25 protein-coding genes and 2 pseudogenes are annotated in these 26,341 nt (G+C 69.0%); 14 read left to right on the top strand and 13 right to left on the bottom strand.

Annotation, left to right across the window (positions count from 1 at the left end):
* Positions 1-21: 21 nt before the first annotated feature.
* Positions 22-2,265: an FAD-dependent oxidoreductase gene (locus tag OHB49_RS01535; RefSeq protein WP_329157226.1), complete on the bottom strand. Its 2,244-nt coding sequence runs from the start codon at positions 2,263-2,265 to the stop codon at positions 22-24.
* Positions 2,258-2,536, bottom strand: a complete 279-nt coding sequence (locus OHB49_RS45700; protein WP_443079472.1) for a hypothetical protein — start codon at positions 2,534-2,536, stop codon at positions 2,258-2,260. The genes OHB49_RS01535 and OHB49_RS45700 overlap by 8 nt, the downstream gene beginning before the upstream one ends.
* Positions 2,537-2,896: 360 nt before the next feature.
* Here OHB49_RS45700 and OHB49_RS01525 point away from each other — a divergent pair, with 360 nt between their 5' ends.
* The 6 genes from OHB49_RS01525 (at position 2,897) to OHB49_RS01500 (ending at position 7,942) form a co-directional block, all read left to right on the top strand.
* Complete coding sequence (locus tag OHB49_RS01525; protein WP_329157224.1) at positions 2,897-3,160, top strand: hypothetical protein; 264 nt, start codon at positions 2,897-2,899, stop codon at positions 3,158-3,160.
* Positions 3,161-3,162: 2 nt separating this feature from the next.
* Positions 3,163-3,534, top strand: coding sequence for a fic family toxin-antitoxin system, toxin component (locus OHB49_RS01520; RefSeq protein ID WP_329166312.1), 372 nt, complete (start codon positions 3,163-3,165; stop codon positions 3,532-3,534).
* 279 nt (positions 3,535-3,813) lie between these two features.
* On the top strand, positions 3,814-4,575 hold the full coding sequence (locus OHB49_RS01515) for a DeoR/GlpR family DNA-binding transcription regulator (protein WP_329166311.1): 762 nt from the start codon (positions 3,814-3,816) through the stop codon (positions 4,573-4,575).
* A complete protein-coding gene (gene pfkB / locus OHB49_RS01510; RefSeq protein WP_329157222.1) occupies positions 4,572-5,519 on the top strand; it encodes a 1-phosphofructokinase in 948 nt (315 codons plus the stop codon). Before OHB49_RS01515 ends, pfkB begins: the two co-directional genes overlap by 4 nt.
* An 84-nt stretch (positions 5,520-5,603) precedes the next feature.
* A complete protein-coding gene (locus OHB49_RS01505) occupies positions 5,604-7,619 on the top strand; it encodes a PTS fructose transporter subunit IIABC (RefSeq protein WP_329157221.1) in 2,016 nt (671 codons plus the stop codon).
* Positions 7,620-7,669: 50 nt separating this feature from the next.
* The gene (locus OHB49_RS01500) at positions 7,670-7,942 is read left to right on the top strand and encodes an HPr family phosphocarrier protein (RefSeq protein WP_329157220.1); all 273 of its coding nucleotides are present in this window, start codon (positions 7,670-7,672) and stop codon (positions 7,940-7,942) included.
* Positions 7,943-8,298: 356 nt separating this feature from the next.
* Here OHB49_RS01500 and OHB49_RS01495 read toward each other — a convergent pair whose 3' ends face one another.
* Together OHB49_RS01495 and OHB49_RS01490 are read right to left on the bottom strand one after the other, a co-directional pair.
* Entirely contained in the window at positions 8,299-9,198 is a 900-nt protein-coding gene (locus OHB49_RS01495; RefSeq protein ID WP_329157219.1) for an SDR family NAD(P)-dependent oxidoreductase, read from the bottom strand.
* Positions 9,199-9,421: 223 nt separating this feature from the next.
* Complete coding sequence (locus OHB49_RS01490; protein ID WP_329157218.1) at positions 9,422-9,808, bottom strand: hypothetical protein; 387 nt, start codon at positions 9,806-9,808, stop codon at positions 9,422-9,424.
* Between OHB49_RS01490 and OHB49_RS45695 the strand changes: the two are divergent.
* A pseudogene (locus OHB49_RS45695) lies at positions 9,797-9,973 on the top strand (tetratricopeptide repeat protein); the annotation flags it as partial. The gene OHB49_RS01490 and the pseudogene OHB49_RS45695 sit on opposite strands and share 12 nt — an antisense overlap.
* On the opposite strand, the gene OHB49_RS01485 reads toward OHB49_RS45695, so the two are convergent.
* A complete protein-coding gene (locus tag OHB49_RS01485; protein ID WP_329157216.1) occupies positions 9,974-10,252 on the bottom strand; it encodes a hypothetical protein in 279 nt (92 codons plus the stop codon).
* Between the two features lie 116 nt (positions 10,253-10,368).
* On the bottom strand, positions 10,369-11,616 hold the full coding sequence (locus OHB49_RS01480; RefSeq protein ID WP_329157214.1) for a hypothetical protein: 1,248 nt from the start codon (positions 11,614-11,616) through the stop codon (positions 10,369-10,371).
* Between the two features lie 96 nt (positions 11,617-11,712).
* Here OHB49_RS01480 and OHB49_RS01475 point away from each other — a divergent pair, with 96 nt between their 5' ends.
* Complete coding sequence (locus tag OHB49_RS01475) at positions 11,713-12,108, top strand: GNAT family N-acetyltransferase (protein WP_329157212.1); 396 nt, start codon at positions 11,713-11,715, stop codon at positions 12,106-12,108.
* Between the two features lie 164 nt (positions 12,109-12,272).
* Here OHB49_RS01475 and OHB49_RS01470 read toward each other — a convergent pair whose 3' ends face one another.
* Both OHB49_RS01470 and OHB49_RS01465 read right to left on the bottom strand, forming a co-directional pair.
* Positions 12,273-13,094 (bottom strand): hypothetical protein, encoded by an 822-nt coding sequence (locus tag OHB49_RS01470; protein WP_329157210.1) that lies wholly within the window; start codon positions 13,092-13,094, stop codon positions 12,273-12,275.
* A 218-nt stretch (positions 13,095-13,312) separates the two neighbouring features.
* A complete protein-coding gene (locus OHB49_RS01465) occupies positions 13,313-13,924 on the bottom strand; it encodes a dihydrofolate reductase family protein (protein ID WP_329157208.1) in 612 nt (203 codons plus the stop codon).
* A gap of 462 nt (positions 13,925-14,386) precedes the next feature.
* Between OHB49_RS01465 and OHB49_RS01460 the strand changes: the two genes are divergently transcribed.
* The 3 genes from OHB49_RS01460 to OHB49_RS01450 are packed head-to-tail and all read left to right on the top strand — an operon-like array spanning position 14,387 to position 16,823.
* Positions 14,387-15,196, top strand: a complete 810-nt coding sequence (locus OHB49_RS01460) for an alpha/beta fold hydrolase (protein ID WP_329157207.1) — start codon at positions 14,387-14,389, stop codon at positions 15,194-15,196.
* Entirely contained in the window at positions 15,196-16,467 is a 1,272-nt protein-coding gene (locus OHB49_RS01455; protein WP_329166309.1) for a SpoIIE family protein phosphatase, read from the top strand. The genes OHB49_RS01460 and OHB49_RS01455 overlap by 1 nt, the downstream gene beginning before the upstream one ends.
* Complete coding sequence (locus OHB49_RS01450; RefSeq protein ID WP_329157205.1) at positions 16,464-16,823, top strand: STAS domain-containing protein; 360 nt, start codon at positions 16,464-16,466, stop codon at positions 16,821-16,823. Before OHB49_RS01455 ends, OHB49_RS01450 begins: the two co-directional genes overlap by 4 nt.
* Positions 16,824-17,061: 238 nt before the next feature.
* On the opposite strand, the gene OHB49_RS01445 is transcribed toward OHB49_RS01450, so the two are convergent.
* Positions 17,062-17,613 (bottom strand): GNAT family N-acetyltransferase, encoded by a 552-nt coding sequence (locus OHB49_RS01445; RefSeq protein ID WP_329157203.1) that lies wholly within the window; start codon positions 17,611-17,613, stop codon positions 17,062-17,064.
* A gap of 475 nt (positions 17,614-18,088) precedes the next feature.
* On the opposite strand from OHB49_RS01445, the gene OHB49_RS01440 reads away from it, so the two are divergent.
* Positions 18,089-19,255 carry an alanine--tRNA ligase-related protein gene (locus tag OHB49_RS01440; protein WP_329157201.1) on the top strand — a complete coding sequence of 389 codons (1,167 nt, stop codon included), beginning with the start codon at positions 18,089-18,091 and terminating at the stop codon, positions 19,253-19,255.
* A gap of 357 nt (positions 19,256-19,612) precedes the next feature.
* Here the strand turns inward: OHB49_RS01440 and OHB49_RS01435 are convergent, their stop codons facing one another.
* Positions 19,613-20,572 carry an amidohydrolase family protein gene (locus OHB49_RS01435; protein WP_329157199.1) on the bottom strand — a complete coding sequence of 320 codons (960 nt, stop codon included), beginning with the start codon at positions 20,570-20,572 and terminating at the stop codon, positions 19,613-19,615.
* Positions 20,573-21,274: 702 nt separating this feature from the next.
* Between OHB49_RS01435 and fabV the strand changes: the two genes are divergently transcribed.
* Complete coding sequence (gene fabV / locus OHB49_RS01430; RefSeq protein ID WP_329157198.1) at positions 21,275-22,480, top strand: enoyl-[acyl-carrier-protein] reductase FabV; 1,206 nt, start codon at positions 21,275-21,277, stop codon at positions 22,478-22,480.
* Positions 22,481-22,624: 144 nt separating this feature from the next.
* On the opposite strand, the gene OHB49_RS01425 is transcribed toward fabV, so the two are convergent.
* The 3 genes and pseudogenes from OHB49_RS01425 to OHB49_RS01415 all read right to left on the bottom strand — a co-directional run bounded on the left by OHB49_RS01425 (position 22,625) and on the right by OHB49_RS01415 (position 25,349).
* Positions 22,625-22,972: a PRC-barrel domain containing protein gene (locus OHB49_RS01425; RefSeq protein WP_313941119.1), complete on the bottom strand. Its 348-nt coding sequence runs from the start codon at positions 22,970-22,972 to the stop codon at positions 22,625-22,627.
* A 666-nt stretch (positions 22,973-23,638) separates the two neighbouring features.
* Positions 23,639-23,836: pseudogene (locus OHB49_RS01420) on the bottom strand (transposase); the annotation flags it as partial.
* Between the two features lie 181 nt (positions 23,837-24,017).
* The gene (locus OHB49_RS01415; protein WP_329157196.1) at positions 24,018-25,349 is read right to left on the bottom strand and encodes an MFS transporter; all 1,332 of its coding nucleotides are present in this window, start codon (positions 25,347-25,349) and stop codon (positions 24,018-24,020) included.
* A gap of 145 nt (positions 25,350-25,494) precedes the next feature.
* Here OHB49_RS01415 and OHB49_RS01410 point away from each other — a divergent pair, with 145 nt between their 5' ends.
* Complete coding sequence (locus OHB49_RS01410) at positions 25,495-26,265, top strand: hypothetical protein (RefSeq protein ID WP_329157194.1); 771 nt, start codon at positions 25,495-25,497, stop codon at positions 26,263-26,265.
* Positions 26,266-26,341: the final 76 nt, after the last annotated feature.

Here is a 26,341-nt window from a genome sequence, read left to right as displayed (position 1 = left end):
CGGGCGAAGGCCGGCGGCGGATCAGGCATAGGCACGCAGCGCCACAATGCGTGCCTCCGGTGCGCCGTTCGTCGCCTCCACCACCACCCGCAGCGCGGTGGTCCGGGACGGGGCGAACCGGTGTATCCGGTGCCGGCGGCGGTTGCCGGTCTCCCCGGCGACCGGCGTCCAGCCGCCGTCGTCCGCCAGCGTCTCGATGCGGTAGTCACGGACCAGCTCCGGCATGACCTCGAACTCCGTACGATGCCGGTGGAGATTGTTGAGGTACTCGTCCACGTCGTCGTCGAAGACGAGATGCACCGCGCTGATCTCCACCGGGGCGTCCCAGTCGAGCCGCAGCCACGCCTCGCCCCGCTCGCCCGCGTGCCACATCTGGGGTCCACCGAAGGGCCGCTGGTAGCCGCCGACGGTCTTGTCCGGGGCATACGCCCGGGTCGGCCCGGCGCGGAAGCAGAAGCTGCGTCGGCGCAGGCCCCGAGCGACCCACTCGGCGACCGCCTGGTCGCTCTCCTCGGGAATGTCGTGGTCCACTCCCGACTCACCGACGCGCTTGCGGGCCAGGCACAGCACGCCGGTGCGCCGTTCGTCGACGAGGTGCAGATGTGCCCGCGGATCGGCCCGTACGATCACGACGGCGTTGCGCGGCTCATCCGGTTGCCAGGGCAGATGGGCGGACACCCACTGCTCCTTACCCTCAGGGACGGGCACCGTGCGGGAGATCAGATGTCGGGCAGGTACGGCGTTCTCGCCGCGCAGTGTGTCCCAGAGCTCGATGGTCAACTCGGTGCCGGTGCGCACGTCGACGAGCAGTTCCACGTCGTCCAGCCGCGGATCGACGGGGAGCACGAAGGCCAGGTCACGGTCCAGCGGCAACGGCGTGGTGGTCGTGTCGGGCCCCGGCTCCACGACGAGCCGGGTGAGCGTGCTGGAGGCGCAGGCGCGTGCCGCACGGGCCAGGTCGTCCGGGTCGGTGTTCCGCACGCCCATCAGCGAGGCGTCCTGCCGGAGCAGGGTCTGCTGAAGGAGCGTGAGCTGTCCGCCGTGCAGCTCGCGGGGTGTCACGCCGAGCGCGGCACACAGAGCCGCGCCTGTGCCCGCGGCCTCCCCGATGGTGGCGCAGGTGGCCATGACCCGGGTGGAACCGAACGCGATGTGGGTGGCGGAGATATTGCGCCCGGCGAAGAGGAGGTTGCCGACGTTCCGTGAATAGATGCTGCGGAAGGGGATGTGGTAGACGCCGTCGGAGTAGCGCTGACGGGCACCGGGTTCCTCGGCGTACATGCCCTCGACCGGATGCAGGTCCACCGACCAGCCGCCGAACGCGATCCTGTCGTCGAAAGGATTCTGGGCCATCACCTCGGTCTGGGTCAGCACGTGATCGCCGAGGAAGCGCCGGTACTCACGCTTGCCGGGGATGGCTCCGACCCACTCCAGAGTGAGATTGCCGGCATCGAATCTGCCGCTGTTCTTGATGTGGTCCCAGATACCGTGGATGACGGACCACAGCTCGTCGCGGATGCGCTCGTTGTCGTCGACCGTGTCGAGTCGGCCGCCCCATTCCACCCACCAGTAGTCGCAGCCGTTGTCGCCGGTACGGATCAACCGGTGCTCGGGAATGGGCGTGTCCAGGATGTTCTTGGCGAAGGACGGAGGCACGTACTTCACCGGGTGTCCGGCGTTCTTCGTATAGAACAGGATGGTGCTGCCGAGCAGTTGCCGGTCGGGCTCCGGCGGCGCCCACTCCTCGCCGTGCTCCGCGCGGGACTCGCGTCCGATGCGATGGTCGGCTCCCGCGAGATGGCCGATCAAGCCGTCGCCGGTACAGTCTACGAAGACCGGAGAAGTGAACGTGGTCAGCCTCTCGGCGCCCATGGTCCAACCGGTGACCGACTCGATCCGCTTCCCGTGTTCCGCGGTGATGTCACGGACATCCGTGTTGAGGAAGAGCCGCAGATTCGACTCGGCGAGCACGGCGTCCAGCACGACCTGGTCCCAGTAATAGGGATTGCCCTCCGGATTCCGGTACTGATTCTCCAGGTACAGCTCACCCATGATGCCGGTCTCGCGGGCCCAGCGGTGCACCCCGTGGGCAGTCGCCCCGCATACCCACACCCGCACCTCGCTGCTCGAATTGCCACCCAGCACCGGTCGGTTGTGTACCAGCGCGACGGTACGGCCCAGCCGGGCGACAGCGATCGCGGCACACACTCCGGCCAGGCCGCCGCCCACGACGGTGACGTCGCTGTGAACGCCTTCCTTACGCATGAGGCGCTGGTTCCCTTCTGTCCGGAAAACTCACATGCTTGTGCAGCCGGGCCAGTGCGTCACGGTCGAGTTCCACGCCCAGCCCCGGCCCCTTGGGGACCTGCACCGATCCGTCCGCGAACGACTGGGCCGCGGGCTGATGGAGGTCCTTGGTCTTCCACGGCCAGTGCGTGTCGATGGTGGGTGCCGCCGCATCCACCCGCTCGGGGACGGGAGCGCGCTCAAGAGAGAGTGGTTCACATTCATGAATCGAGAACACACTTAAGAACATGTCGAAAATGTAGGACCTATTGCGAGTTGAGGTCAAGGGGCCGCGAAGGCCGAGCGGCGAGCCGTCCGGCACCCGTAGGCGGACGGTGTCATATGGGGTATGAATTCCCTGCTGTCCAGGGTGAGTTGCTGGACCAGTTCGGTTGTGTCGGCGACGAGGATGACGGCTGGGTGCGAGGCGTGGTCGATCGCGAACCCGCACAAGGGAATCCGTCGCGCGCAAATCGGCCCCGCCGACAGGGGCTCGATCCGTCGCTACAAGACGGTCGCCGGGTACTCGCAGGAGGCTCCGGCGTGCGGCTGGGGACGCTGATTCCCCGAACGTCGCACTCTTCTGCTACCACCCTGCTACCTTGGCCGTATGAGCAGCTCGAAGAAGCAGACACAGCTGCGGCTGGAGCCGGATGTGCTCGCCGCCGGCAAGGATGCCGCGGCCGCACGTGGGCTGGACTTCAACCGCTACGTGGAGCGCCTCATCGCCGAGGACACCAGTGGTGCCCGCGCGGCGGGCATGGCTGCGGCCCAGCGCCTCATCGACCACCACGGCGACTTCCTCGCCGACCTGGAAGCCGACCTCGACGCGCAGTACGCCGCCGCCCCGAGCCCCCGGGGCGCCGCTGCGTGAGCATGTCGCTGCATGTCGACCTGTCCTGGATCCTGGAAGTCGCCGAACGGGCCGGTCATCGCGATCCCGCACCCGATGACCTCGGCGTCCCGATTGCGGCCGTCTCTCGCCACCGTGCCGAACTGCTCGAACAGCCGGTGTACGGCGGGCCCTACGCCCGTGCCGCCGCTCTGGTTCACACCCTCGGCTGTTGCCGCTGGCTGGAGCGCTCCAACCTCACCGCCGCCTGCGCCGTAGCCGTGATGTACCTGAACGCCAGCGGCATACCTGTCGACCCCGCGCGCGAGCAGCTGGCCGGCCTGGCCCGCGAGCTGTACGACCCCCGCTGTACCGCCGGCCGCATCGCCGAACTGCTGCGCACCTGGCGCCCGTAGCCCCGCCGCCCGAGCTCATCCCGCCCGAGGCCGAGCGGCTGGGCTGTACCGCCGTCACCCACCGCGGCACCGTCGCGATCGCGGAGGCCCAGCCGCATGCCCGCCGGGCATCGGCGTCGATGGTGTGTTCTCCTTCGGGCCCGGGTGCTCGTACCGCACCCGGGACCGCCCCCTGCCCGTTCGTGCCCACACATGCCCGAGTCTGTTTACATCGTCGAACTATGGGCGTAACGTGACCGCGAATCCACACAGTCGGGCATGGAACGGATCCAAAACAACATGTATGCACCGGAGCGGCAGCAAGCAATCCTGCGCCTGGCCCGCGAGAGCGGCCGGGTCGATGTGCTGTCCCTGGCCGAGGAGTTCCAGGTCACTGCCGAGACCGTGCGGCGTGATCTGAAGACGCTGGATCGGGCCGGACTGCTGCGGCGCGTCCATGGCGGTGCGATTCCGGCCGGGCGGCTCGACTTCGAGCCCGATCTCGCCGAGCGCGATGCGGTGGCCATCGATGAGAAGGAGCGCATCGCGGCCGCCGCGCTCGGTGAGCTCCCCTCCGACGGCAGCGTGATCATCGACGCGGGGAGCACGGCCGTTCGGCTGGCCGCGGTCATCCCGCTCGACGCCCACCTCACCGTGGTCACCCATGCGTTGCCGGTCGCCGCCCGGCTCGCCGACCACCCTGGCATCGCGCTGCACCTTGTCGGCGGCCGTGTCCGGCACCGTACCCGCGCCGCCGTCGACGCCTGGGCGTTGAACGCCTACAGCGAGATCAACGCCGATGTCGTCTTCCTCGCCACCAACGGCTTCTCGCCGAAGGGAGGCCTGACCACGCCGGACCTGGCCGAGGCCGCCGTCAAGCGCGCCATGATCTCTGCCGCCCGGCGGGTCGTGCTCCTGGCAGACTCCGCCAAGTTCGGCCAGGAACACTTCGCGCGCTTCGGTGATCTCGCGCAGGTCGATCTGCTCATCACCGACACCGGACTCGGTTCGGACGACGCCCTCGCCGTCGAGGGCCAGGGCACGGAAGTAGTACGCGCATGATCCTCACCGTCACCCCCAATCCCAGCCTGGACCGTACGTACGAGCTGCCCGGGCTGACCCGCGGCGCCGTGCTCCGGGCCACCTACGACCGAGTCGACCCCGGCGGCAAAGGCATCAACGTCTCGCGCGCGGTTGCGGCAGCCGGCCACCGTACGGTCGCTGTCGCACCGCTCGGCGGGCCTGAGGGCGCACTGCTCGCCCGGCTGCTCGGTGAGCACGGCATCGAGGCGGCCGGAGTGCCGATCGTCGGCAGCACGCGTATCAACATCACGCTCGTCGAACCCGATGGAACGCTGACCAAGGTCAACGCGGTGGGCCCGGAGATCACTGCGGCCGAGGCAGAGGCTTTGCTGGATGCCGTACGAGCCCGGTCGGCGACCACGGACTGGATCGTCTGCTGTGGCAGTCTGCCGCGCGGGCTGTCCCCGCAGTGGTACGCCGAGTTGGTGGCGCGGAGCCACCGTGCCGGGGCCCGGATCGCCCTTGACACCTCCGGCGCGGCGCTGATCGAGGCGCTGCGGGAGCGCCCCGATGTGATCAAGCCGAACGCGGAGGAGCTCGCCGAGGCCGTGGGCCGCCCACTGGAGACGGTGGGCGACGCCGTGAAGGCGGCGGAGGAGCTCCGCGAGCGCGGTGCCCGGTCGGTTCTGGCCAGCCTCGGGGCCGACGGGCAGCTGCTGGTCGACGGTACGGGTACGTACTTCGGCAGCGCCCGGGTGGACGCAGTCCGCAGCAATGTCGGAGCCGGCGACGCCTCCCTCGCGGGCTTCCTCACCGCGGGTGGACGAGGCCCGGCCGCGCTCGCCGCGGCGGTCGCCCACGGCGCGGCGGCCGTGCAGCTGCCGGGCAGCGTCATGCCGACCCCCGCGGAACTCGACCTGTCGGCGGTCACCACGACCACCGACATAGCCCTGGACCGACCCCTGACGGAGCCGGCTTCATGACTGCCGTGCATCCGCTACCCAGCCCACACCGCCCCGAGTCCCCCGAGCCGCCCGCAGGACGGTCCACGAGCAAGGAGCCCCGCGATGAGTGAACTGATCACCGCGGCACTGGTCGATCTCGATCTGTCTGCCGAGACGAAGGACGACGCCGCCCGGTCGCTCGCCGAGCGGATGGTCACCGAGGGCCGCGTCAGCGACCTCGACGGCTTCCTCGCCGACGTCGCCGCCCGTGAGGCACAGATGCCGACCGGTCTGGACGGCGGCATCGGCATCCCGCACTGCCGCAGCGAGCATGTCACCGCGCCCACGCTCGCCTTCGGCCGCAGCGACCGGGGCATCGACTTCGGTGCGGCGGACGGTCCAGCGGATCTGATCTTCCTGATAGCGGCGCCGGCCGGGGCCGACGACGACCACCTCACCATCCTTTCTGCCCTGGCACGGCGGCTGATGGACCCCGACTTCACGAGCGCACTGCGCGCGGAGCGTGCCCCGGCCGCGGCCGCGGCCTTGATCCGAGGCGAGGAGGCCACGTCGGCCGACTCGACTTCGGACGCCTCGCCTTCGGAGGGTGCAGCAGCGGACGGTCCTGCCGGGGACAGTGCCGCGCCGGCCGACGAACCCTTCCGTATCGTCGCCGTCACGTCATGTCCGACCGGCATCGCGCACACCTACATGGCCGCCGAGTCGCTGGCAGCCGCGGCCCGCGCCGAAGGCGTGGTGCTCGATGTCGAGACGCAGGGCTCAGCCGGGTTCGAAAGGCTCGATCCAGGGCTCATCGCCGCTGCCGACGCGGTCATCTGGGCGCATGACGTCGAGGTGCGCGAGAAGGCACGGTTCGACGGCAAGCCCATCGTCGACACCGGGGTCAAGGCCGGTATCAACCGACCCGCCGCTCTGATCGCCGAAGCCAAGCGGCAGGCGGAGCGCGGCGCGACCAGCACGGTCACGGGTGGCTCCGCTCAGCCGGACGACGGAGTCACGACCGGCGGTGACCACGCACACTTCGGGATCCGGTTGCGGACCTACCTGATGTCCGGCGTCGGTTACATGGTGCCGTTCGTCGCCGCAGGCGGCCTCCTCATCGCGCTGTCGTTCGCCATCGGCGGCTACGAGATCGCCAGTGCCAAATCCGTCGCGGACCACTTCGTCTGGGGAGAGGCCGACAGCTGGGCCGCTCTGCTCAACCAGATCGGCACCGCCGCATTCGCCTTCCTGGTGCCGGTACTGGCCGGGTACATCGCGTACGGCATGGCGGACCGGCCCGCGCTCGTCCCCGGGTTCGTCGGCGGTGCCATCGCCCTCACCATCAACGCGGGCTTCCTCGGCGGCCTCGCGGCGGGTCTGCTGGCCGGCGCGGTGGTGATGGCGATCCAACGGGTGAAAGTCCATCCCACGCTGCGCGGCATCATGCCGGTGCTGGTGATTCCCCTGATCGCCTCGGTGGTCGTCGGTTTCCTGATGTTCATCGTTGTCGGCAAGCCGATCGCCTCGCTCCAACGGGCCCTGACCGACGGCCTCAACGGGCTCTCCGGCTCGAACGCGATCATTCTCGGAGTCGTCCTCGGCCTGATGATGTGCTTCGACATGGGCGGGCCGCTCAACAAGGTGGCTTACGCCTTCGCGGTCGGAGGCCTGGCCGACCCGACGCCGGGCAGCCTCAAGGTGATGGCCGCAGTGATGGCAGCGGGCATGGTGCCGCCGCTGGCCATGGCACTGGCTACCACCGTGCGCGGCAGGCTGTTCACCAAGACCGAGCGGGAGAACGGCAGGGCGGCCTGGGTCCTGGGCGCATCCTTCATCAGCGAGGGCGCGATTCCGTTCGCGGCGGCCGACCCTCTCCGTGTGATCCCGTCGGTCATGGCCGGCGGCGCGGTGACCGGTGCGCTGTCGATGGCCTTCGGCTGCACTCTACGAGCCCCGCACGGTGGCATCTTCGTCGTACCCCTCATCGGCGATCCGTTCCTCTATCTGCTGGCCATCGCTGCCGGCACGGCCGTCGCGACAGCACTGGTTGTGCTCCTCAAGGGGATGCGCAGGACCGCTGAGGCGCCGGTTCCGGCCCCGGCGATCGAAGAGTCCAAGATCTCCTTCGCCGCCTGACGGTCTGCCCCGTAACTCCGTTCCCCCATCACCAAACAGGAGAGTTCACCATGCATCAGCGCACTGTCGTCGTGGGTTCCCGCAGCGGTCTGCACGCCCGCCCGGCCTCGTTGTTCGTCCGGGCAGCGACTCGGCAGCCGGTCAAGGTGACTATCGGCCGGGACGGTCAGAGCGGGGTCGACGCCCGGAGTCTGCTCTCCGTGCTCGCCCTCGCGGCCCAATACGGCGACTCAGTGGTCCTGGCCGCGGAGGGCGACGGCGCGGAAGCCGCGGTCGAGGAGCTGGCCATACTCCTCGCCCGCGACCTTGATGCCACTCCGTGACGTCAGCGGCCCCCGCCGTCTTCCGAGCGCGCAACGGCCCGGGGGACGGCGGGCGTTGTGCCGGCACCCGGGGCTGCGACGGCAAACGGTGGCTGTGGTGGCCCAGAACATGGCGGGGACCGTGACGGGCCGGCGGAAAGGTCCGTTTCCTGATGGGCTGCTCGGCCCGCTTCGGTAGGAAGTACCGGTATCTGCGCGCGGTGCCGTGCAGTGGCGGAACTGCTCGGCGATGCACTCTCCACAACTCACCCAACCCGTGCCGCCCATCTCACGTCATGGGCCGAGCGCACCCCACCGATCGCCATCCCAAGGTCGTAAGCCTTTCGCGGCAGCGGGCAGCCGATCGACCGCGTACGTCAGAAGCTCTTGTGGAACCCGGCGTCGACGGCGAAGTCGGCACCGATCGTGCTCGCCGACCGCGGTGAAGCCAGGAGCAGGATGACGTCAGCTACCTCCTGCGGATCGATCAGACGGCCTGTCACCTGCCCCATCATCTGCGGGGCCATGGTTTCCATGACGGTGTCACGGTCGGCGCCGGCCATTGCGGCGATGACGTCCGCAGCTCCCCCCTTCTCGGTCCACCACGCGGTCCGCACCGCACCCGGGGAAACCGTGTTGACCCGAATCCCCTGGGGTCCGAACTCCTCCGACAGTGCCTTGGTGAGATTGGACAGCCCCGCCTTGGCGGCTCCGTACTCGATGTTGGCGCTCGCGGGCTGGCGGGCCATACCGGTGGAGACGTTGACGATGGAACCGCCACCGCGCTCGATCATCCGGGGAATGGCGGCGCGGGTCATACGGACGGTGGAGAACAGATTGAACTCGAAGATGGCCTGCCACTCGGCGTCGTCACCGTCGAAGAAACCAGTGCGAGGCATGGTGATGCCGGGAGGCGGGCCGCCCGCGTTGTTCACCAGGATGTCAAGGGCACCGAAGTGCCCGATCGCGCGATCGACGATCCGGGCCGGCGCATCCGGGTCCATCAAGTCGGCCGACACATGGAGGAGGCCGACTCCCTCAAGATCCTTAAGTTCCGGTGTCATCCGGCGAGAGGCGGCCACCACTTTCGCGCCCTCTTCCAGCAGCGAACGGGTGACGGCCAGCCCGATGCCCTTCGACGCGCCGGTAACGATGGCGACTCGGTCCAGAAGCTTCAGATCCACGATTTTCCCTCTTTTTGAGACCGGATTCCCGTCCCGCACAACACAGGAAGATGTCCTGGTAGTCACACTGTTCCGAGCGGGTTCGAAGACCATGCTGCTCCGTCTCCAAGGGCCGGGCTGGCGCGATTCCGACATCGCCTTCCGGGCAGTCCCAGGGGTCGGGAACGCGAAGCCGTGCGCTGCGGGCAGCAGGCCTCGCCGCGTTGTCGGAGCGCCCGAATACATCCAGTACGCGGACGTCCCTCCGCCTCACGATGCACCGCAGTTGACGCCGTGCGCTGATCCACCAGGGATTACGGGGCAGTTCCTGGCGTTCTCAGCGGCCGGTCGCGCCCAGGAACACCACCGCGCCGGCGATGACGAGTAAGGCGGAGAGGAAGATGTGCCGCCGCGCCTTGCGCAGCTTCTCCCGCACGATCCAGGCGTGGGCGGTCGCCAGCAGCCATCGCAGATACGGGTCGGTCCGTGCGATGTTGCGGTGGGCCGTGGCCAGTCCGCGTTCCAGCGCCGCCCGTTCCGCCGTTCCGGCGGTCGGCATCCGTCGGGAGATCTCCGCGCGGTGTGCGAGGCGACCGGCTACACCGAGGCCATCGCCAAGTGCCACGAAGACCTCGGGCTCGTGAACCTGGAGACCCGCCACCTGGAGGCTGCCGAGCGGAGCTATCGGGCGGCGCTCACGATCTTCGAGCAGATGGGTAACCACACCAACCGGGCCATCGTGCTCCACCAGCTGGGCCGGGTCTGCCAGGACCGGCGCGCCTACGGGGAGGCGGAGGAGTACTTCCGCGCCTCGGTTGCTGTGAAGAGACAGCTGGGCAATCAGGCGGGGGTCTCCAACAGCACGTTCCACCTGGGCCGGGTGGCTCAGTTACGGGGCGATCTGGAGCTGGCCGAGCAGTGCTACCTGGAGTGCCTCGCCATCGACGAGGCGGAGGGTGCGTGGACGGAGGTGGCGCTCGACTACGGCGAGCTGGGCAACGTGCGTGCGGAACAGGGGCTTCCCGAAGAGGCGGTGCCGCTGATGGTGCGGGCGCTCTCCCTCAACGAGCAGGTCAAGTCGGACAACGCGGTCCTCAACATCACGGCCCTGCGCCAACAGCGCGCCGCGCTCGGCGACGAGGAGTTCACCCGTCTGCTCGGCCGCCACTTCGACGAGGCGTCGGTCTCGGCCGCCCTCTCCCTCACCGCGATGGTGCCGACGACGGGGGGTCGCTCGGGGCAGGCGCGCTGCGCCCTGCGCGACGCCCCATGGGGAATCAGAGGTCAGCCGCCGCGCTTCAGGCGTACGAGGACGGGGGCTCCGAAGGGGGCGCCCGACTGGTTGACCTGGACGTGTCCGGCGCCCAGCCACTCGTCGGTGCCGGGCACCCGATGGATCTCCTTCAGCCACAGCGACTGGTTCGAACCTTTGCGGGCACCGGTCGACACGGGCAGGCGGTGGCGCTTGATCTTCACGCACCGGCCGTCGTCGGTCAGGTACCAGTTGCCGTCGAGGAACAGGCCCTCGTCGTCCTGGCCCACCGGGGTCCGCAGAGCGCACCCGCCGGGCACGCGCTCCTGCTGGACCCATGTGGAGCCGTCCCAGCGCAGCCGGATGGACTCGTCAGCGGGTTCGTTCTCGACCTCGCCGTGGTTGAAGGTGTTGTTGCCGTACGCGCGCACCTCACCGCTGTCGAGCGCGAAGACCTGGCCCAGACCGGCGCTGGGCTCCGGCGGGATCGGCTCCTCGAAGCGGGCCTGCGGAGTCTCCACCGACTTCCAGGAGGTGCCGTCCCAGTGCATCGAGACTGGCTGGCTGTACCGCTCGCCGTAGCTCAGCTCGGTGCCCGGCCCGGTCGAGCGGCTGCCGACCGCCCACACGTCGTCCGGTCCGACCACCGCGAGGTCGGAGGCGCCGTACGGCAGCCGGGTCGTGGTCCAGCGGGTGCCGTCCCAGTGCTCGGCGGTCTGCTCGCCGCTGAGGGCCCAGATGTCCTCCGGGTCCGAGGCCTCGAAGTCCCCGACAGATCCCGGCGGGGGGCTCGGCACCGCGGACCAGCGGGTGCCGTCCCACCTCGCCCAGGGGGTCACGCCGCTGCCCTTCTCATAGGTCTGCGGTCGCAGCCACAGGGCTTCCTCGCCGACCTCTTCGAGCACGGGCGGGTAGTCGGTGGGGCCGAGAGCTTCGGGAAGGGGCTCGCGCTTCCACTGCGTACCGTCGTAGTGCAGCAGGTGGGCGTTGGGCGCGCCGTTGTTCTCGGTTCCGACCGCCCAGATGTCGTCCGCGGCCAGGACGGCGACATCGGTGAGGTCTCCGCTGAATTCCGCGATGTGCTCGAACTCCCAAGTGAGGGTGCTCGCAGGGGCCCTCGGCGCCATGTCCTTGCCGCCGGGGCCCGTCGTATCGGCGGAGCCGGCGGTCCGGGAGTCGGCCGACTCGGAGTCCGTGCCGCACCCCGCAGCCGTGAGCACAGTGGCCAGTACGGCGACGGCCGCTATGCCCCTCCGCCTGATTCCCGCAGCTCTGCGCACGATCGCACCCCCTTGTTGCTCCTCCCGGAGCGGTTCTCAGCGAGCGGGCAGCGTACCCGGTCAGTACCGGACTGGGGGCGACACTAAGATCCATGCGTGACGATCAAGTACGAGTGGCGGGGCGACTTCGACAATGCGCCCCTCAACGCGCTGCACGCCGACGGCTTCGGCACCCCGGTCGTCCAGACCGACTGGCGAGCACGACTTGAACGCCACAGCCTCGGCTGGGTCTGCGCGTGGGAAGACGGCGCTCTGAGCGGCTTCGTCAACGTTGCCTGGGACGGCGGAGCTCACGCCTTCATCCTGGATACGGTGGTCGCCCGGCATCGCCGTTCGCGGGGGGTCGGCGCCGCGCTTGTCGCAGTCGCGGCCAAGGAAGCCCGTGCGGCGAAGTGCGAGTGGCTTCACGTCGACTTCGAGGAACATGTGCGTTCGTTCTATTTCGATGCCTGTGGCTTCAGGGAGACGCCGGCCGGGCTGATCGCCCTCTGACGCCTTGGCTCGAGCCCTCGTCGCCTGGTACACACGGCTCCACTCAATCTCAGTTGGCACGGGGGGAGTGGCTCAACCAAGCAAGTTGAGCCAGAACCACGATGGTTGATCGAGTCACGCCCCTCCATCCCACGAACCGCGGCGTGGAGCCGCCTGCCACCCGTTCAGGCCAGGCAGTTGCGGGGGAAGAACGCCCAGGCGATGCCGCCCGCCAGGCGTTGGCCGTTCCATTTCGCCATCACCCACTGACGGCTCTTGGCGACATAGCGCACGTCTACCTGCTGGCCGGGCGGCACGGTGCCGAGCGGGTGCGCGGGCACCGCCGCGCCGGAGCCGTAGGCCGCGGCGGCGCCGATGTTGCCGTAGACGGTGCAGGAGGTGATGGAGGAGGTGACCTTCAGGCCGCCGCCCTTGTTCTCGCTCCACACGCCCCACGGACTACACAGTGCATCGGCGGCTGTGTCCGTGCAGAACACGTTCTCGGAATGCCACCAGTTCAGCTGGTCGGGCCTGCCGTCGGCGTTGCTGGAGCCGATGACGTTCGGCCCGCCGGCGCAGCTGCCGGACGTGAAGCCGCCGTGCTCGAAGGCGAATTTGCTGGTGCCGTACGCGTAGGCGCAGCCATCGAAGCTGCCGCCCGCATAGCCCCAGGGCCAGCGGTCGATGCCCTCGGTGTTGCCGGCGGTGGCGTCGCCGGTGTCGCGGATGTCCATGTGGTCGGGGCCGGGCTTGACGCTGCCGTCGGCGAAGGCGAAGTCCTGGCCGAACAGGTAGCCGACCATCGGGCCGTTGGCCTTGTAGCTCAGCAGCACCCACCCAGGGCCCATCCCGGTCTGGGCGTGGCTGTCCTCGGCGGCACTTTGGATCCGGTTGACGCCGTAGCCCCAGGCCTCGGCGGGATTGGGGGTCAGCGCCATGAGCAGCCCCGCAAGGGCGGCGGCGATCGCGGCGATGAGCGCCGGGCGGTGGGCAGAGTGGGGGTGCATGCACACTCCTCGTGTCGATGGGGCCCACTCGGGCGGCAGGCCGACGCGAAGAGAGGCTCCCAGGTCATGAACACGCCAACAAGAGCGCGTGCGGTGCCCGTGGCCTGGACCCGTCACGTTTTGCGGAACGCGTACATGGGATCATTCGTGATCGCCGGTCGAGGTACGGGAGTTCGTCCGGCGATCAGGTCCGTCGGTGCCGATCCGGCACCAGGGGCCTACGCGTCGGCCCCGTAGGTCCCGTACTCCGGAAGCCCCGTCGATTCGAAGGTGTGCACCGAGAGGCCGCCCGGTGTCGTCACATGACTGACGAGCCGCAGGCCGGCCGGTGCTCCGCCGTCCGGGAACAGGCGTCGGCCCTGGCCCACCACGACCGGGGCGATGACGAGCCGCAATGTGTCGATCAGCCCGGCGGCCAGCAGGGACTGGGCCAGCTCGGCGCTGCCGTGCATCTGCAGTTCCCGGCCGGGCCGCCGCTTCAGTTCGGCGACGTGGGCGGGGATGTCGTCCGACAGGATCGTGGTCGGGTTCCACTCCGCCTTGGTCAGGCTGCGGGAGGCCACGTACTTCGGCAGGCCGTTCAAGATGCCGGCGAAGGGATGGTCGGTCATCTTCGGCCAGTCCCGGGCGAAGTTCTGGTACGTACGGCGGCCGAACAGAAGTGCGTCAGCCTGGCCGAGCCAGGTGCCGACGAGCCGGTCGAACTCCTCGTCCAGGTGTGGCACGAACCAGCCACCCCGCGTGAACCCGTCGCTGGTGTCCTCGTCCGGGGACCCCGGCCCCTGGGAGACACCGTCGAGCGTCAGGAACTCCTGCACAACCAGCTTCATCACGCACCACTCTCTCTTCGACCTCGAGGCCCTGTTCAGCCGCTTCGGCGGGGAGACGCGACCGTCTCCACTCCTTGGACGCCGTGGCGCGCGGAGACTCATCGGTCCAAACTCTGATGACCGTGGCGGCCTGCGCGAGCCCGCGCGGCTCCGTCAACAGACTTGCAGGTCGGATGACCGGCGAGGAGTACATAAGGCCTGCCCCTCAGCCAGACGAGGGATTCGGGCCGGAGACGCGGGTACGCGGGTACGCGGGAACGCGGGAACGCGGGAACGCGGGAACACCACGACCGTTGCCGCGCCCCAGGGCTGTTCTTGGTGCGGGAGGCCCAGCAGTCCCACGAGGGAGGGGGCCGATCCGAAGCGGCTTCGTGAACCGTCGACAAAGCTGCGGGGAGGGTCCGCCCATGGGAACTGGGTAGGCAGGATGCCCGGTGGTTTCGGTCTGGGAGGATGTGCCGCATGGATGTACGGAGCAGGAACCATGTGACGGTGACCGGGCGCTCCGGGGCGCCGGTGGTGATGCTGGCGCACGGGTTCGGGTGTGACCAGAACATGTGGCGTCTTGTGGTGCCGGCATTGGAGCGCGAATTCACCGTGGTCCTCTTCGACCACGTCGGCGCGGGGCGTTCGGACCTGTCGGCGTGGAGCCAGGAGCGCTATGCGACGTTGGACGGATACGTCGACGATGTGCTGGAGATCTGCAACGAGTTGACGCTCGGCCCGGTGATCTTCGTGGGGCATTCGGTGAGCGCAATGATGGGCGTGCTGGCCGCCGCGCGGGAGCCGGAGGCGTTCGCCGGTCTGGTGCTGCTCGCCCCGTCACCGTGCTTCGTCGACGATCCGGCCACTGGCTACCGGGGCGGGTTCAGTGCCGCGGACATCGATGAGCTGCTGGAGTCGCTGGAGGCGAACTATCTGGGATGGTCAGGTGCGATGGCGCCGGTCATCATGGGTAACCCGGAACGGCCGGAGCTGGGCGAGGAGCTGACCAACAGTTTCTGCCGCACCGATCCGGACATCGCACGCATCTTCGCGCGGGTGACTTTCCTGTCCGACAACCGCGCGGACCTTGCCCGGGTGCGTGTTCCCACGCTGGTCGCTCAGTGCTCCAGCGACGCGATCGCGCCGCCGGAGGTGGGCGCGTTCGTCCACGCCCAGATACCCGGCAGTCGACTGGTCACGTTGAACGCGACGGGGCACTGTCCCCAGCTCGCCGCGCCGCAGGAGACCGCTGCCGCGATCGCCACGTTCGTGGGAACCGCCAGATGATGCGCAGGTCCGGCGATGGGGGAGAGGGCCGGGGCCTGGAAGGGGACGTGAAGCCGGTCGACGGGCAGGCGCAGTTCTCCGTGCTGCTGGAGGACAGTGCCGAGGACCTGTACGAGCATGCCCCGTGCGGCTACCTGTCCACTCTGCTGGACGGCCAGATCGCCAAGGTCAACACCACATTGCTGGACTGGCTCGGCTACGAGCGCGGCGAGCTGGTGGGCCGCAAGCACTTCTCCGACTTGTTGAGCGTCGGCGGGCGGCTCTATCACGAGACGCATTTCGCGCCGCTGCTGCGCATGCAGGGTGAGATCAGCGGTATCGCCCTGGAGCTCAAGGCCGCCGACGGCTCCCGTCTTCCGGTCCTGGTCACCTCTACGGTGAAGACGGGCAGCGGCGGGCAGCCGTTGCTGATCCGCACCACCCTCTTCGACGCCCGTGAGCGTCGTGCCTACGAAACCGAGCTGCTGCGCGCCCGCCAGGAAGCCGAGCGGGAACGCGAACGCCTCAAGCGCCTGAACACCACCTTGCAGAAGACTCTGCTGCCGCCGGCCCTGGCGAACGTGCCCGGTTTGGACGTCGCCGCGCACTATCACATCGCTTCCGCCGACGAGGTCGGTGGCGACTTCTACGACCTCTTCCCGCTGGCCGCCGGCACCTGGGGGTTGTTCCTGGGCGACGTGTGCGGCAAAGGTGCAACCGCCGCGGCCGTCACCTCTCTCGCCCGCTACACGCTGCGTGCCGCCGCGGTCTACGACCCGGACCCCGCAGCCGTGCTCGGCAACCTCAACACCGTCTTGAACCACGAGTACAGCGGGACCGACCCCCGGTTCTGCACCGTGATCTTCGGCCTGCTCACCCCTTACGGCGACCAGGGCGGTTTCCGCCTCACCCTGGCCAGCGGCGGACATCCCGCCGCCCTGCTGATGCGTGCCGACGGCACCGCCGACTACCTGCCCACCCCCGGCGGCCAGCTCATCGGCGTCCTGCCCGACGCTCACATCGCCACCACCACGATCCACCTGAACCCCGGTGACACCCTTCTGCTGCACACCGACGGCCTCACCGAAGCCCACACCGCGAGTACCGGAGCCGGCGACCGCTACGGCGACGAAGCCCTCCTCGACTTCGCCCGCACCCTCGCACCCACCACTGCCACGGACACGATCGTCGCGATCCGCGACCTGCTCGACACCTTCGGCACCGGCGTGGACGACGACACCGCCGTCCTGGCCATCAACGTGCCCCGACCGACCAGTGAAGAGCAGCAGTGACCCAGCAACTGACCCTCCATACCCGTGCCACTCACGCCGGACCGATCATCGAACTGGCCGGGGAACTCGACCGCCACACCGCCTCCGACTTCCGCGCCGCGCTACTGGATCTCGACCTGCGAGCGGGGCAACAGTTGGTCCTCGATCTCGGACGCCTCACCTTCTGCGACTCCACCGGGATCACTGTCCTGATAGCTGCCCGCAACCACGCCCTGGCAGCGGACGCGGCCATCGTCCTGGCGGCGGTCCCCGACCGCGTCAGCCGCATCTTCCGCATCGTGGGCCTGGAACAGGTTTTCCCCACGCACCCCACCGCCCAGGCCGCCGAAGCCGCCTGGCGGCCAACACCGAGCTGACTCCGTGCACGCCGTCCGGGCCGGCCTCCCCGGCCCACTCCGCGATCGTTCAGCAGTGTGTGCGTGGCAGGTCCGACAGCAACTCGAGCACGAAGTACTTCACCCGGCGCCGGGGCTCGACCCGCGCGAACCGGCCCGCTATCCGGCCCGCCAGGCCCTCGAACGCCCCTGCCGGCAGGCAGGGACCACGCGGTGACCTGTGGCCAGCGCAAGATCGTCAGCCATCACACACCGGTGATCAGCGGTGGCCGCGGTCCTCCCGCAGCCGGTCCCCAGGCAAGATCGCGCTGTATGGCTGGACCACCAGGTCGCGCTGATACCAAGTGCCTGCCTTACCGCCGATGTGGGCTGGGTCGGCGGGGCCGACGGGGACGAACCTGGCTTTGGTCAGCACCTTTTGGGACGCGATATTCTGGTGGGCCGTGGCCGCTCGCAATGTGCGCAGCCGGTGTTGGGCCACCGCCAGTCGGCACACTTCCCGGACAGTCGCGGTCGCCACGCCGTGGCCGGCGACGTGCTGCGCGACCCGGTAGCCGAGTTCCGCAGTGTGGTCCTCGATGTCGACCAGGTTGAACCTGCCGAGTACCGAGCTGTCCTCGGCGACGAGCACGTAGAAGGCGCAGATGCCCGCCTCCTGCTCAGCCAGCAAGGCGTTGTACCTGTCGGTGAACTGGGCGAAGAAGTCGTCGCCGCGGTCGGAGACCGAGGCAGCGAAGTAGGCGCGATTCGCCAACTCGAAGGCCAAGACCGCCGGGACATGGCTGACATGCAGCCGCTTCAGCTCGGGCATTGCCCAACCTTACCCAGGTGGTACGCCGAGGTCACCTGGTTTCCGCCGGCGGCAGACAGCCCCAAGCCCAAGGCATATCACCGATCGGCCAGGAGGAACGGCTCGATTTCCTCGTCACCCAGATCGCCGGCACCCCAGCGGGCTGACCACGCAACGAAGGGCAATTGAAAGGCCAAGGAGCCCCAGCCACTCTGTCTCACGGGACAGTCGCTCGGGATGTTCTGGCGGAAAATTCGAATGCTCCGGCGGCAAGGGGCGCGTTATGGTCATCCGCATGAACGTCACCGGCCCAAGCACCATCGCGACCGCGCGAGCGACCAGCTCGCCGGTTGCCGCCGCCTGACTTTCCCCTTTCCCCCTTCCCCGGCGACCGGAAACGGTCCGTCGGTAGTGCCGTGGCGCCATTGGCCCCGGCCGGACGACTGAACGGTCCCGTCTCCGGTGCCTCCCCGCTGTGATGCGAAGGAGTCATCCCATGAATACAGAACAGCTGGTCAGTACGTTCATCGAGCACTTCGAAGAGCGCGCCCATCGCCGGATCGTCGGCTCGACGCTGCTGCCACCACCCGGCGACCCCGTGCTCTTCACCACCTCCGGCATGCACCCCCTCACTCCATACCTGGAGGGCCGCGCCCATCCGCTGGGCACGAGGCTGGTCAACGTGCAGCGCTGCCTGCGCACCACGGACCTGGAGGAGGTCGGTGACGCCACTCACCTGACCGTCTTCGAGATGCTCGGCACCTGGTCGCTGGGTGACTACGAAGGCCCGCTCAGTCTCGACTGGGGATACGGGCTGCTCACCGAGGGGCTGGGTATCGATCCCGGCCTGCTGCACGCCACCGTCTATGCCGGTGGCAGCCAGACCGGGCCGGACACCGCTTCCCTTCAGCTGTGGCAGGACCGCGGCGTCCCCGTCGAACTCACCGTGGAGGACAACTGGTGGTCCAACGGACCGGTCGGACCGTGCGGTCCTGACTCGGAGATCTTCCTGTGGAGCGGGGACTGCCCACCCCAGTCGACACCCACCCGCGACGACCGCTGGGTGGAGGTGTGGAACCACGTGATGATGACCCACCGCCGGCTCGAAGACGGTTCCCTGGTGCCTCTTCCCCAGCGCAACGTCGACACCGGACTCGGCCTGGAGCGGCTGGCCTCACTGCTCCAGGGCAAGTCGTCCGTCTTCGAATGCGACGTCTTCGACCCGTGGCGCCGCCTCGTGCCGCCCCTGTGGCCCCTGGAGGAGCCCTCGCTGCGTCTGGTCAGCGACCATCTGCGCTCCGCCATCGTGGTGCTCGGCGACGGCGTGCGCCCGGCCAATACCGGACAGGGTTACGTGCTGCGCCGTCTGGTACGACGGGTGCTCACCGTGCTCTGGCGGGACGATCCCTCGCGTGGTGTCGAAGACTTGCCGGAAGAACTGGTCCAGCACACCCTGGACCACTTCCGGCAGGACATGCGCCCAGGCGACGTGCTCCGGGTGTTGCTCGAGGAGGAGCGTCGGTTCCGTCGGCTCCTGGAGCGCGGTCGGCAGGTGCTCGCCCGACCCCGGTTCCAAGGCAGGCTGACCGAGGAGGACTTCCACTACCTCCATGACACTCATGGTCTGCCGCGTGAGCTGGTCACGAGTCTGCGGCAGGAGTGACGCCCGCGGGGGCGAGGCGCTTCGCCGCGTGGGCAACGACGGCCGACGACCGTACCTTTGAAGCCGAGTCGTGATCGGCTGCGTACGGCCACCGCTGTGTCGTGCCCCGTGCCGTCACCCCCGGTCACGCGGACGACTCGTCGGCGGGTGCGTCATCTGGCGCGACCTGGCCGACGACGTCGTGATCGCAGGACGACATCGCTGGCTGCGCGACGTCCACATCCGTACCGGGGCAGCGACTGCGGCTTGTCGCCGATAGCGGCTGGCCTGGGATCGAGCCTGGTGGCGTCGTTGCCGGTCGGACCAGCCGAGACGACGGGCGATCGTGGACCGGCCGGACGACGCGTGGCCGAAGGGTCACGGCCCGGACAGGCCGAGCAGGTGTGCCGCATTGGTGTCGAGGATCCTCGTGGCCTCCTCCGGGGCGAGCCCCGAGTCAGCGATGTAGTCCACGGCCCGCAGGAAGACCTCTCCGTCCTCGTACGGAAAATCCGTGCCGAGTACGAGGCGGTCCGCCCCGAATGACGCAACGGCGGCGATCAGCGCCGGCGAATGCACGTGGCTGACCGTGTCGTACCAGAGGCGACCGAGGGCCACCGAAGGCAGTTCGGGCGTCTCAGGGGACTCGAACGCCAGATGGTTGTCGAGTCGGCGCGGCAACAACGGCAGCGCCCCACCCAGATGCGAGGCCAGGATACGCATCCGCGGATAGCGCACGGGGATGCCCGCGAGGATCAAGTGCATGACCGCCACCGTGTCCTCGACCGGAGCTCCCACCATCCACGTCATGCCGTGCCCGGTGATCAGCGGACTGGCGGCCCCTTCGCCGGCCGGGTGGACGTACAGGACGGCACCGCGCCGATCGAGCTCCTCGTACAGGGGGTCGAAAAGCGGGTCTGCGAGTGTGCGGCCGAGTACGGTCGTGGTCACGCCGACACCGACCGCACCGAGGTCGTCCAGGGCGTGGACGACCTCACGCAGGGCCGCGTCGACATGGGGGAGGGGCAGCGCGGCGAACGCCCGGAAGCGCCCGGGGAAGCGGGCCACCAGCTCTGCGTACGACTCGTTCGCCGAGGCCGCCAGCGCCACGGCGTGGGGCTCCCCCAGCAGGTGTGGGGACTGCGGTGCCACGGAGAGCACCTGAAGGTCGATGCCTGCCTGGTCCATCAGCGCGAAACGCCGGTCCAGATCGGCCTCGGTCGCGTCGGCACCGATCCCGCGCTGGGTGTCGGTATCGGTCTTCCCCAGTCGTTCGAGGCGGTCCAGGTACCCCGTGGTCCACAGGTGAGCGTGCACATCGATACGCAGACAGGTCACTCTTCGATGAAACGCCCCCTGCGCGGTGCGGGCCAGTCGGCGGTCCGAGCGGTCACGCGTAAGGCGGCGCAGTCCGCGACCCGGCGTCGCAAGTCCCGCTTGCGAACGTGCGCCGGGGGGTGGCCACGACGCCCAAACCTTGGGCAATCGGATGGCTGAGCCCCCATCGAGCAGCGTTGCAGGCGAAGCGCTACGGAACTTGAACTCGTGATGCCGGACCAGGCCCCGGGCCCCTGCACGCCGCCGCTGCGGGAGAAGATCGCCGCGACCGTTTCCCGGACTCCCGCTGCTCAACAGGCTCCGGCGGCGCCGACTTCGGTAACCAATCGCCCCGCACTGGTCTCGCCGCCGCCGCCCCCGCAGCATGCCGGCGGTCCCCACCGAGACGCTGTTCTCCCGCATCCGGACCCGTCAGGTGGTGTGACATGACCGAATAGGACACAGACAAGAATCTGCGGCCACTTCTAGCGAAGATCACCATCACCGGTTGGGCCCTGCTCACCGAGGATGTGGGCAGGGCCCGACCGGAGCGAGACCCGGGGCATGGACAACCTCGTCTGGTCACCGCCCTGGAGGGCACGTTCGGCATCGTCATCCCCGACGAGGCCACCGGCCAGCCGGATTCCGTCGACGACATCCACCGCTGCGTGGCACCGTTCACACCGCGGCGACCACGATCCCCGCACCCGAAGGACCGCACGAGTGAGCCTCCGTGAGATCAAGCCCGGCAACCGCGGCTACCTCTACGTCAACAGCCATCCGACCGGCTGCAAAGCCGTGGTCGACCGCATGTGGCAGCGGACACCAGAGCCTGCCGACGACCGGCCCGGCCCGGTCGCCCTCGTCATCGGCTCCAGCGCCGGCTACGGATTGGCCGCGACTCTGGTCGGCCTACGCGCCCACCGGATGCGCGGACTCGGCATCGCCTTCGAGGCCACCGCGACCGAGCGCCGCACCGCAAGCGCGGGCTGGTACCGCACCGCGCGGACCGCCGAACTCGCCGCCGAGGCCGGTGCTGACTTCACCTTCCTCAACGGCGACGCCTTCTCCGATGGCGTCAAGGACGAGGCCGCCGACCAGCTCGCCGCCCGCTTCGGCAAGATCGACCTGCTCATCTACAGCATCGCGGCCCCGCGTCGCACGGACCCGTTGACCGGCGAGGTCCACCACTCCGTCATCAAGCCGCTCGGTACCGACTACCGGGCCAAGACTCTTGTGTTCGAGGACGGCGTCCCGCAGATCGGCGAGTTGCACCTGCAGGCCGCGGACGAGGCCGAGCGCGACGCGACCGTGCAGGTCATGGGCGGCGCCGACTGGCAGATGTGGATCGACGCCCTTCAGTCCAAAGGCCTGCTCGCCGACGGCTTCCAGACCGTCGCCCTCTCGTATGTCGGATCCGACATCACCGCCCCCATCTACCGGGCCGGAACCATCGGCGCCGCCAAGCAGCACCTGGAAGACACCGCCCGCGCCATCAATACCCAGCTCAAGGGCAAACGCCACGCCTACACCGTCGTCGCGGGCGCGGCCGTCACCCAGGCCTCCACCGCCATCCCGAGCATCGCGCTCTACACCAGCATCCTTCACCGCGTTACCGGAGACAGCTGGCAGACCACCGTCGACCAGGCAGCGGCCCTGTGGAACCAGCTCGCCGGTGACGCCGAACTCGACCTGGACGACCAGGAGCGCATCCGGCTGGACGACTGGGAGATGAATCCCGGGGTTCAGGCTGCCGTCCGCGCCACGTGGGACCAGGTTGACGCCGACACCATTGTCACCAGGGCGGAGACTGGTTGGTTCCGCGACCAGGTCGGCCAGCTCTACGGCTGGGACGTTCCCGGCGTCGACTACGGGGTCGCAGCCGAGACCACCGTCCCGTGGCCCGCTTCCCCGTCGCCCGACGTCTGACCTGAGGGCATCGGCGAATGGCTCACCTCAGCTGCCCTGCTGGGACGGCCGCCACCGTTCCCCCGACCCCGGTCCGCCGCGGATATGCCGGGGTGGACCAGGGAATCCCTGGCCCACCCCGACCTCGCGCTTCATGGGCTCGTGTCAGACGCGGGGGGCGTCGTAATATTCACCGACCGCGTCGTGATAGCTCGGGTCGCCAAGGTGCCTGTCCTTGTCGAACTCGGGTGAATCCTTGATCTCGGCCTTGGTGCGCGAGACGTGGATCTTCTTCTCCGAGGCGTCGATGAGGGTAATGGTTCCGGCAGGCAGCAGTACGTGCTTACCGAAGATCCAGACGCCGGTGTCGACCACGATGCAGGAGGAGCCGACCTCATCGGAGTGCTTGTCGACCTTGCCGATGCTTCCGTCGGTCGCCTCGACCTTGTAACCGGTCAGGTTCGTGCCGGCGGTGTAGCCCGTCGTCGGCTGGTATCCCCAGATGTCGCTCATGCCTAGCTCCTTCATTTGGTGCGGGTTGAGAGATCTGTAATTCGCCGTTGATCAGAGCCGGCGTTTCCCTCTCGATCATTCGCGTGCCCGCCCTCGGAGATCTCACACGGTCGGATCCACCCGCCCACCGGCGTGTACCTCCGGGCCGGCCGACGGGGGAACCGGGACCGGTCTGCCGGCGGTGTCGCGAGCCGAGCTGCGTGCTCCGGCGGTGCGGGCCTTGCAGAGCTCGCGGTCGAAGCCGGGCGGTCTGCCGCCGGCCGACCCGCGCCATCTGTGCGCGGGCTTCGACAGGTTGGAGGAAGGCCCGCCAACGCGTTTCGTACGGGCGCTGCGCCGCTCAGTCAGCGACCGCCGCGGCGGGCAAGGTGTCCCACGCGGGTATCCTGCTGCGGGAGTTGCAGGTGACAGGGGCGAGCGGACGCAGTTTCAGCCGGGGTAACGCGGTGCGCGTGCTCAAGGTGGTAGTCCCAGTCCTGGCCCTGGTGGCGGTGGCGGCAGCGGGGTGTTCCTCGTCCGAGGGGACGACGAGCAGTGGCTGGCTGGGCTGCGGGAGAACTACTGCCTGCAGCTGGGGATGTGGCGGAAGGCGCGGAACGCCACGGGCACGGATACGCCGGAGTCACCAGCGTACGAGGAGGCCGGAATCGTCGCTCAGGACGTCGTCCTTGCGATGCGACCAGCCTGCCACGGCCCGTACTGTTCTGGCGCGACCCGCCATGGTGCACCCGTCCGCAACCGCCACAGCACTCCGTAGATCACCCGCCGGTCATCCCGCCACGGACGACCCCGACCGTCAACTCCCGGCAACAACGGCGCTATCCGATCCCACGCCGCATCCGTCAGCTCACCACGCCCCACCACGAGATCAATTTCCAGACACGTTCCAGCAGGTCCCCCACTGCCCGCACTTCCTGCGCCCGGAGTCCTTCACCGATGACGCCGATGCGGTCCCGGCCGTAAGTCGCATCAGGCAGCAGGCGAACCAGTGCTTCACGCACAAAGGGTTCGACCGACCGGCCGCGCCACCTGTTGCGGTGAGGAGTCAGTCGAGCTGCTGTGGGGAATTGCGGGGATCGTCATCAGCGCGAGTTCGCGGCGTCGAGGGTTCGCGCTCGCCGCCGCGTCGACGCCCGGGCCTCAGGTTGTGGGTTCCCTCATGAGACGACGTGGGAAGCCCGGCCCGTATGGAGGGAAGCGTCAGGACTGCGGTGACAGCCGCGACCTGCCACACGGCCCCGAAGCCCAGGACGCCCGAGGTGCCGAGGAGTGTGGAGATCGGCCCGGCGGCGGCCAGCCCGATGGGGCCGAGAGCGAATGCCCCGAAGGAGGCGTAGGCGTTGGCGCGGGCGAGCATGCCCGGCGGAACCTGACGCTGTGTGGCGGTCGCGTAGAGAGTGCCGCACACCGCTGATCCGGCGCCGGCGACCAGCGCGGTGCCGCAGACCCACGGCAGCGACCGACCAGTGGCGAGGGCGGCAGACGGCAACGACCAGCCAAGGGTCGCCACTGTGGCCACAAGCAGCGGCCGGCGCGGTAGGCGGCCGAGCATCACCAGGCCGCCGGCCACCGCACCGCCCCCGTAAAGGGCCATTACCAGACCCCACGAGGTCGCTCCACCGAGCCGCCGCTCGGCGATGACGGGGCCGAGAACGAGGAACGGTCCCCAGACGAAGAGGTTGAAGAGACAGATGTGCACTGTAGTGACCCACAACCAGGTGCGGGATCTGAACTCGGCCCAGCCTTCCGCGAGTTCTCCAAAGAAAGAGGCGGTCGCAATGGTGGACCGTGTCGCGCGGGGCAACAGCAGCAGTACGACCATGCTTACCGCGTAGCTGGCGGCATCCAGCGCGAGCACGGTGGACGCGTCCACCACAGCAGTCAGCAGGCCCGCGAGCACCGGGCCCGCGATGGACGTTGCCGAACGAGTGACCTCGAGTAGAGCGTTGGCGTCGGACAGTGCGTCCGGGCGCACGATGTGCGGAACGAGGGCACCCAGGGCCGGGGTGAACAACGCCTCTGCGGCGCCCCAGAGGGCGACCAGACCGACGAGCGTCCACAGGTGCGGCTCGCCGTCGAGCAGGACTGCGACAAGTCCGAGCTGGGTGAGGCAGCGTACGGCGTCGGCCGTCAGCATCGCCTGACGGCTGCCCAGGCGGTCACCGACCACTCCGCCGACGAGCAGCATGAGGACCAGCGGCAGGATTCGGGCCGCCATGACCCAGCCCAGCCGCGTACCACCCCCGCCGGTTTCCAGGATCGCGAAGGTCAGCGCGATGGAGGCCATCGCAGAACCCAGCAGGGAGGTGGTGTAGCCGAGAAAGAAGCGGCGGAAGTCGCGCTCACGCATCACCGCAAGACGTCGGTCGAGGGGCATGAACGCAGGGTGCAAGATCCAGGCGCCGACACGCTAGTAGCGCGGCGCAATAACTTGAGTCGAGTGAAGTCAACTTAGAATGGCCAAGGGGCTTTCGCCCGAGTAATTTACTGCGGTGCATCGGAATTTGACGAAGGGGCATCACTTGAGCCGGCCTGTGGAGTACGCGGTCGCCGTCGACCGGTACTTGTCCGCCGCGTCCTTGGGCACCAACTCACGTCGGATCTACCGGATCGCCCTGATCACCTGGGCCTGGGCCATGGTGGACCGCACCCCACCGGTAGGCGCAGACCGCCGCAACGCCGTGCCGCCGGCCCTCCCACTGGCGCTCCTGGACGCCGACCACGCCGCACCCCGGCTGCAGAAGGCGCTCGCCGCACGGTCCGCAGTCGTCGGTGTCAGAACCGCCAACCGGGAGCTGTCGATCCTCGTCGGAGCGGTCAATTGGTGGCGGGCGCAGAGCTGGCTGACCGGCGACCCCACAGCCGGACTTCGCCCCCTCCCCTTTCCGAAGCCACCAGTTGACGGCGCTCGGCTCAACACCCTTCAGGTCCGAGCCATCCTGGAACTGCCCACTTCGCTGCGCGAGCAGACCTTCTGGCATCTGCTGTACGAGAGCGGTGCGCCGATCGAACGCGCCCTCGCCCTCGACATCGACGACCTGGACGTGCCCGGCCGCCGTACCCTGCAGCGCGCGGACCTGCCCGTGCGCTGGGGCGAAGGCACGGCCCGGCTGCTCCCCCTGCTGGTGCTCGGCCGAGTCGACGGGCCGCTGTTCACCACGAGTCGTGGCCGCCTCTCGTACCGCCGCGCAGCGGAGATCTTCGGCGCGGCCACTCGCCCGCTCGACCCGCGGGGGCGCGGATGGGCGCTGCATCAGTTGTTGGTCGCAGGCAGGCGGGGCAGCGCTTGCTGAAAAGTGCCCTCGCCTGCGGCACCGGGGGACTGTGGCCGCGCCCGCCACGGTGGCGGAGCGCCGTGGCGACCGGATC

The sequence above is a fragment of the Streptomyces sp. NBC_01717 genome (genome assembly GCF_036248255.1).
Lineage (GTDB): Bacteria > Actinomycetota > Actinomycetes > Streptomycetales > Streptomycetaceae > Streptomyces.
This window is presented reverse-complemented; position numbering and strand designations above follow the sequence as displayed.

Excerpts from the sequence above, each read along its gene's own strand:
- OHB49_RS01500 (WP_329157220.1), top strand. The coding sequence starts at position 7,670 with ATGCATCAGCGCACTGTCGTCGTGGGTTCCCGCAGCGGTCTGCACGCC.
- OHB49_RS01525 (WP_329157224.1), top strand. The coding sequence starts at position 2,897 with ATGAGCAGCTCGAAGAAGCAGACACAGCTGCGGCTGGAGCCGGATGTG.
- OHB49_RS01505 (WP_329157221.1), top strand. The coding sequence starts at position 5,604 with ATGAGTGAACTGATCACCGCGGCACTGGTCGATCTCGATCTGTCTGCC.
- OHB49_RS01415 (WP_329157196.1), bottom strand. The coding sequence starts at position 25,349 with ATGCCCCTCGACCGACGTCTTGCGGTGATGCGTGAGCGCGACTTCCGC.
- OHB49_RS01515 (WP_329166311.1), top strand. The coding sequence starts at position 3,814 with ATGTATGCACCGGAGCGGCAGCAAGCAATCCTGCGCCTGGCCCGCGAG.
- OHB49_RS01440 (WP_329157201.1), top strand. The coding sequence starts at position 18,089 with ATGAATACAGAACAGCTGGTCAGTACGTTCATCGAGCACTTCGAAGAG.
- OHB49_RS01470 (WP_329157210.1), bottom strand. The coding sequence starts at position 13,094 with ATGCACCCCCACTCTGCCCACCGCCCGGCGCTCATCGCCGCGATCGCC.
- OHB49_RS01460 (WP_329157207.1), top strand. The coding sequence starts at position 14,387 with ATGGATGTACGGAGCAGGAACCATGTGACGGTGACCGGGCGCTCCGGG.
- pfkB (WP_329157222.1), top strand. The coding sequence starts at position 4,572 with ATGATCCTCACCGTCACCCCCAATCCCAGCCTGGACCGTACGTACGAG.
- OHB49_RS01455 (WP_329166309.1), top strand. The coding sequence starts at position 15,196 with ATGCGCAGGTCCGGCGATGGGGGAGAGGGCCGGGGCCTGGAAGGGGAC.
- OHB49_RS01425 (WP_313941119.1), bottom strand. The coding sequence starts at position 22,972 with ATGAGCGACATCTGGGGATACCAGCCGACGACGGGCTACACCGCCGGC.
- OHB49_RS01495 (WP_329157219.1), bottom strand. The coding sequence starts at position 9,198 with ATGGTCTTCGAACCCGCTCGGAACAGTGTGACTACCAGGACATCTTCC.
- OHB49_RS01520 (WP_329166312.1), top strand. The coding sequence starts at position 3,163 with ATGTCGCTGCATGTCGACCTGTCCTGGATCCTGGAAGTCGCCGAACGG.
- OHB49_RS45700 (WP_443079472.1), bottom strand. The coding sequence starts at position 2,536 with ATGTTCTTAAGTGTGTTCTCGATTCATGAATGTGAACCACTCTCTCTT.
- OHB49_RS01465 (WP_329157208.1), bottom strand. The coding sequence starts at position 13,924 with ATGAAGCTGGTTGTGCAGGAGTTCCTGACGCTCGACGGTGTCTCCCAG.
- OHB49_RS01535 (WP_329157226.1), bottom strand. The coding sequence starts at position 2,265 with ATGCGTAAGGAAGGCGTTCACAGCGACGTCACCGTCGTGGGCGGCGGC.
- OHB49_RS01445 (WP_329157203.1), bottom strand. The coding sequence starts at position 17,613 with ATGCCCGAGCTGAAGCGGCTGCATGTCAGCCATGTCCCGGCGGTCTTG.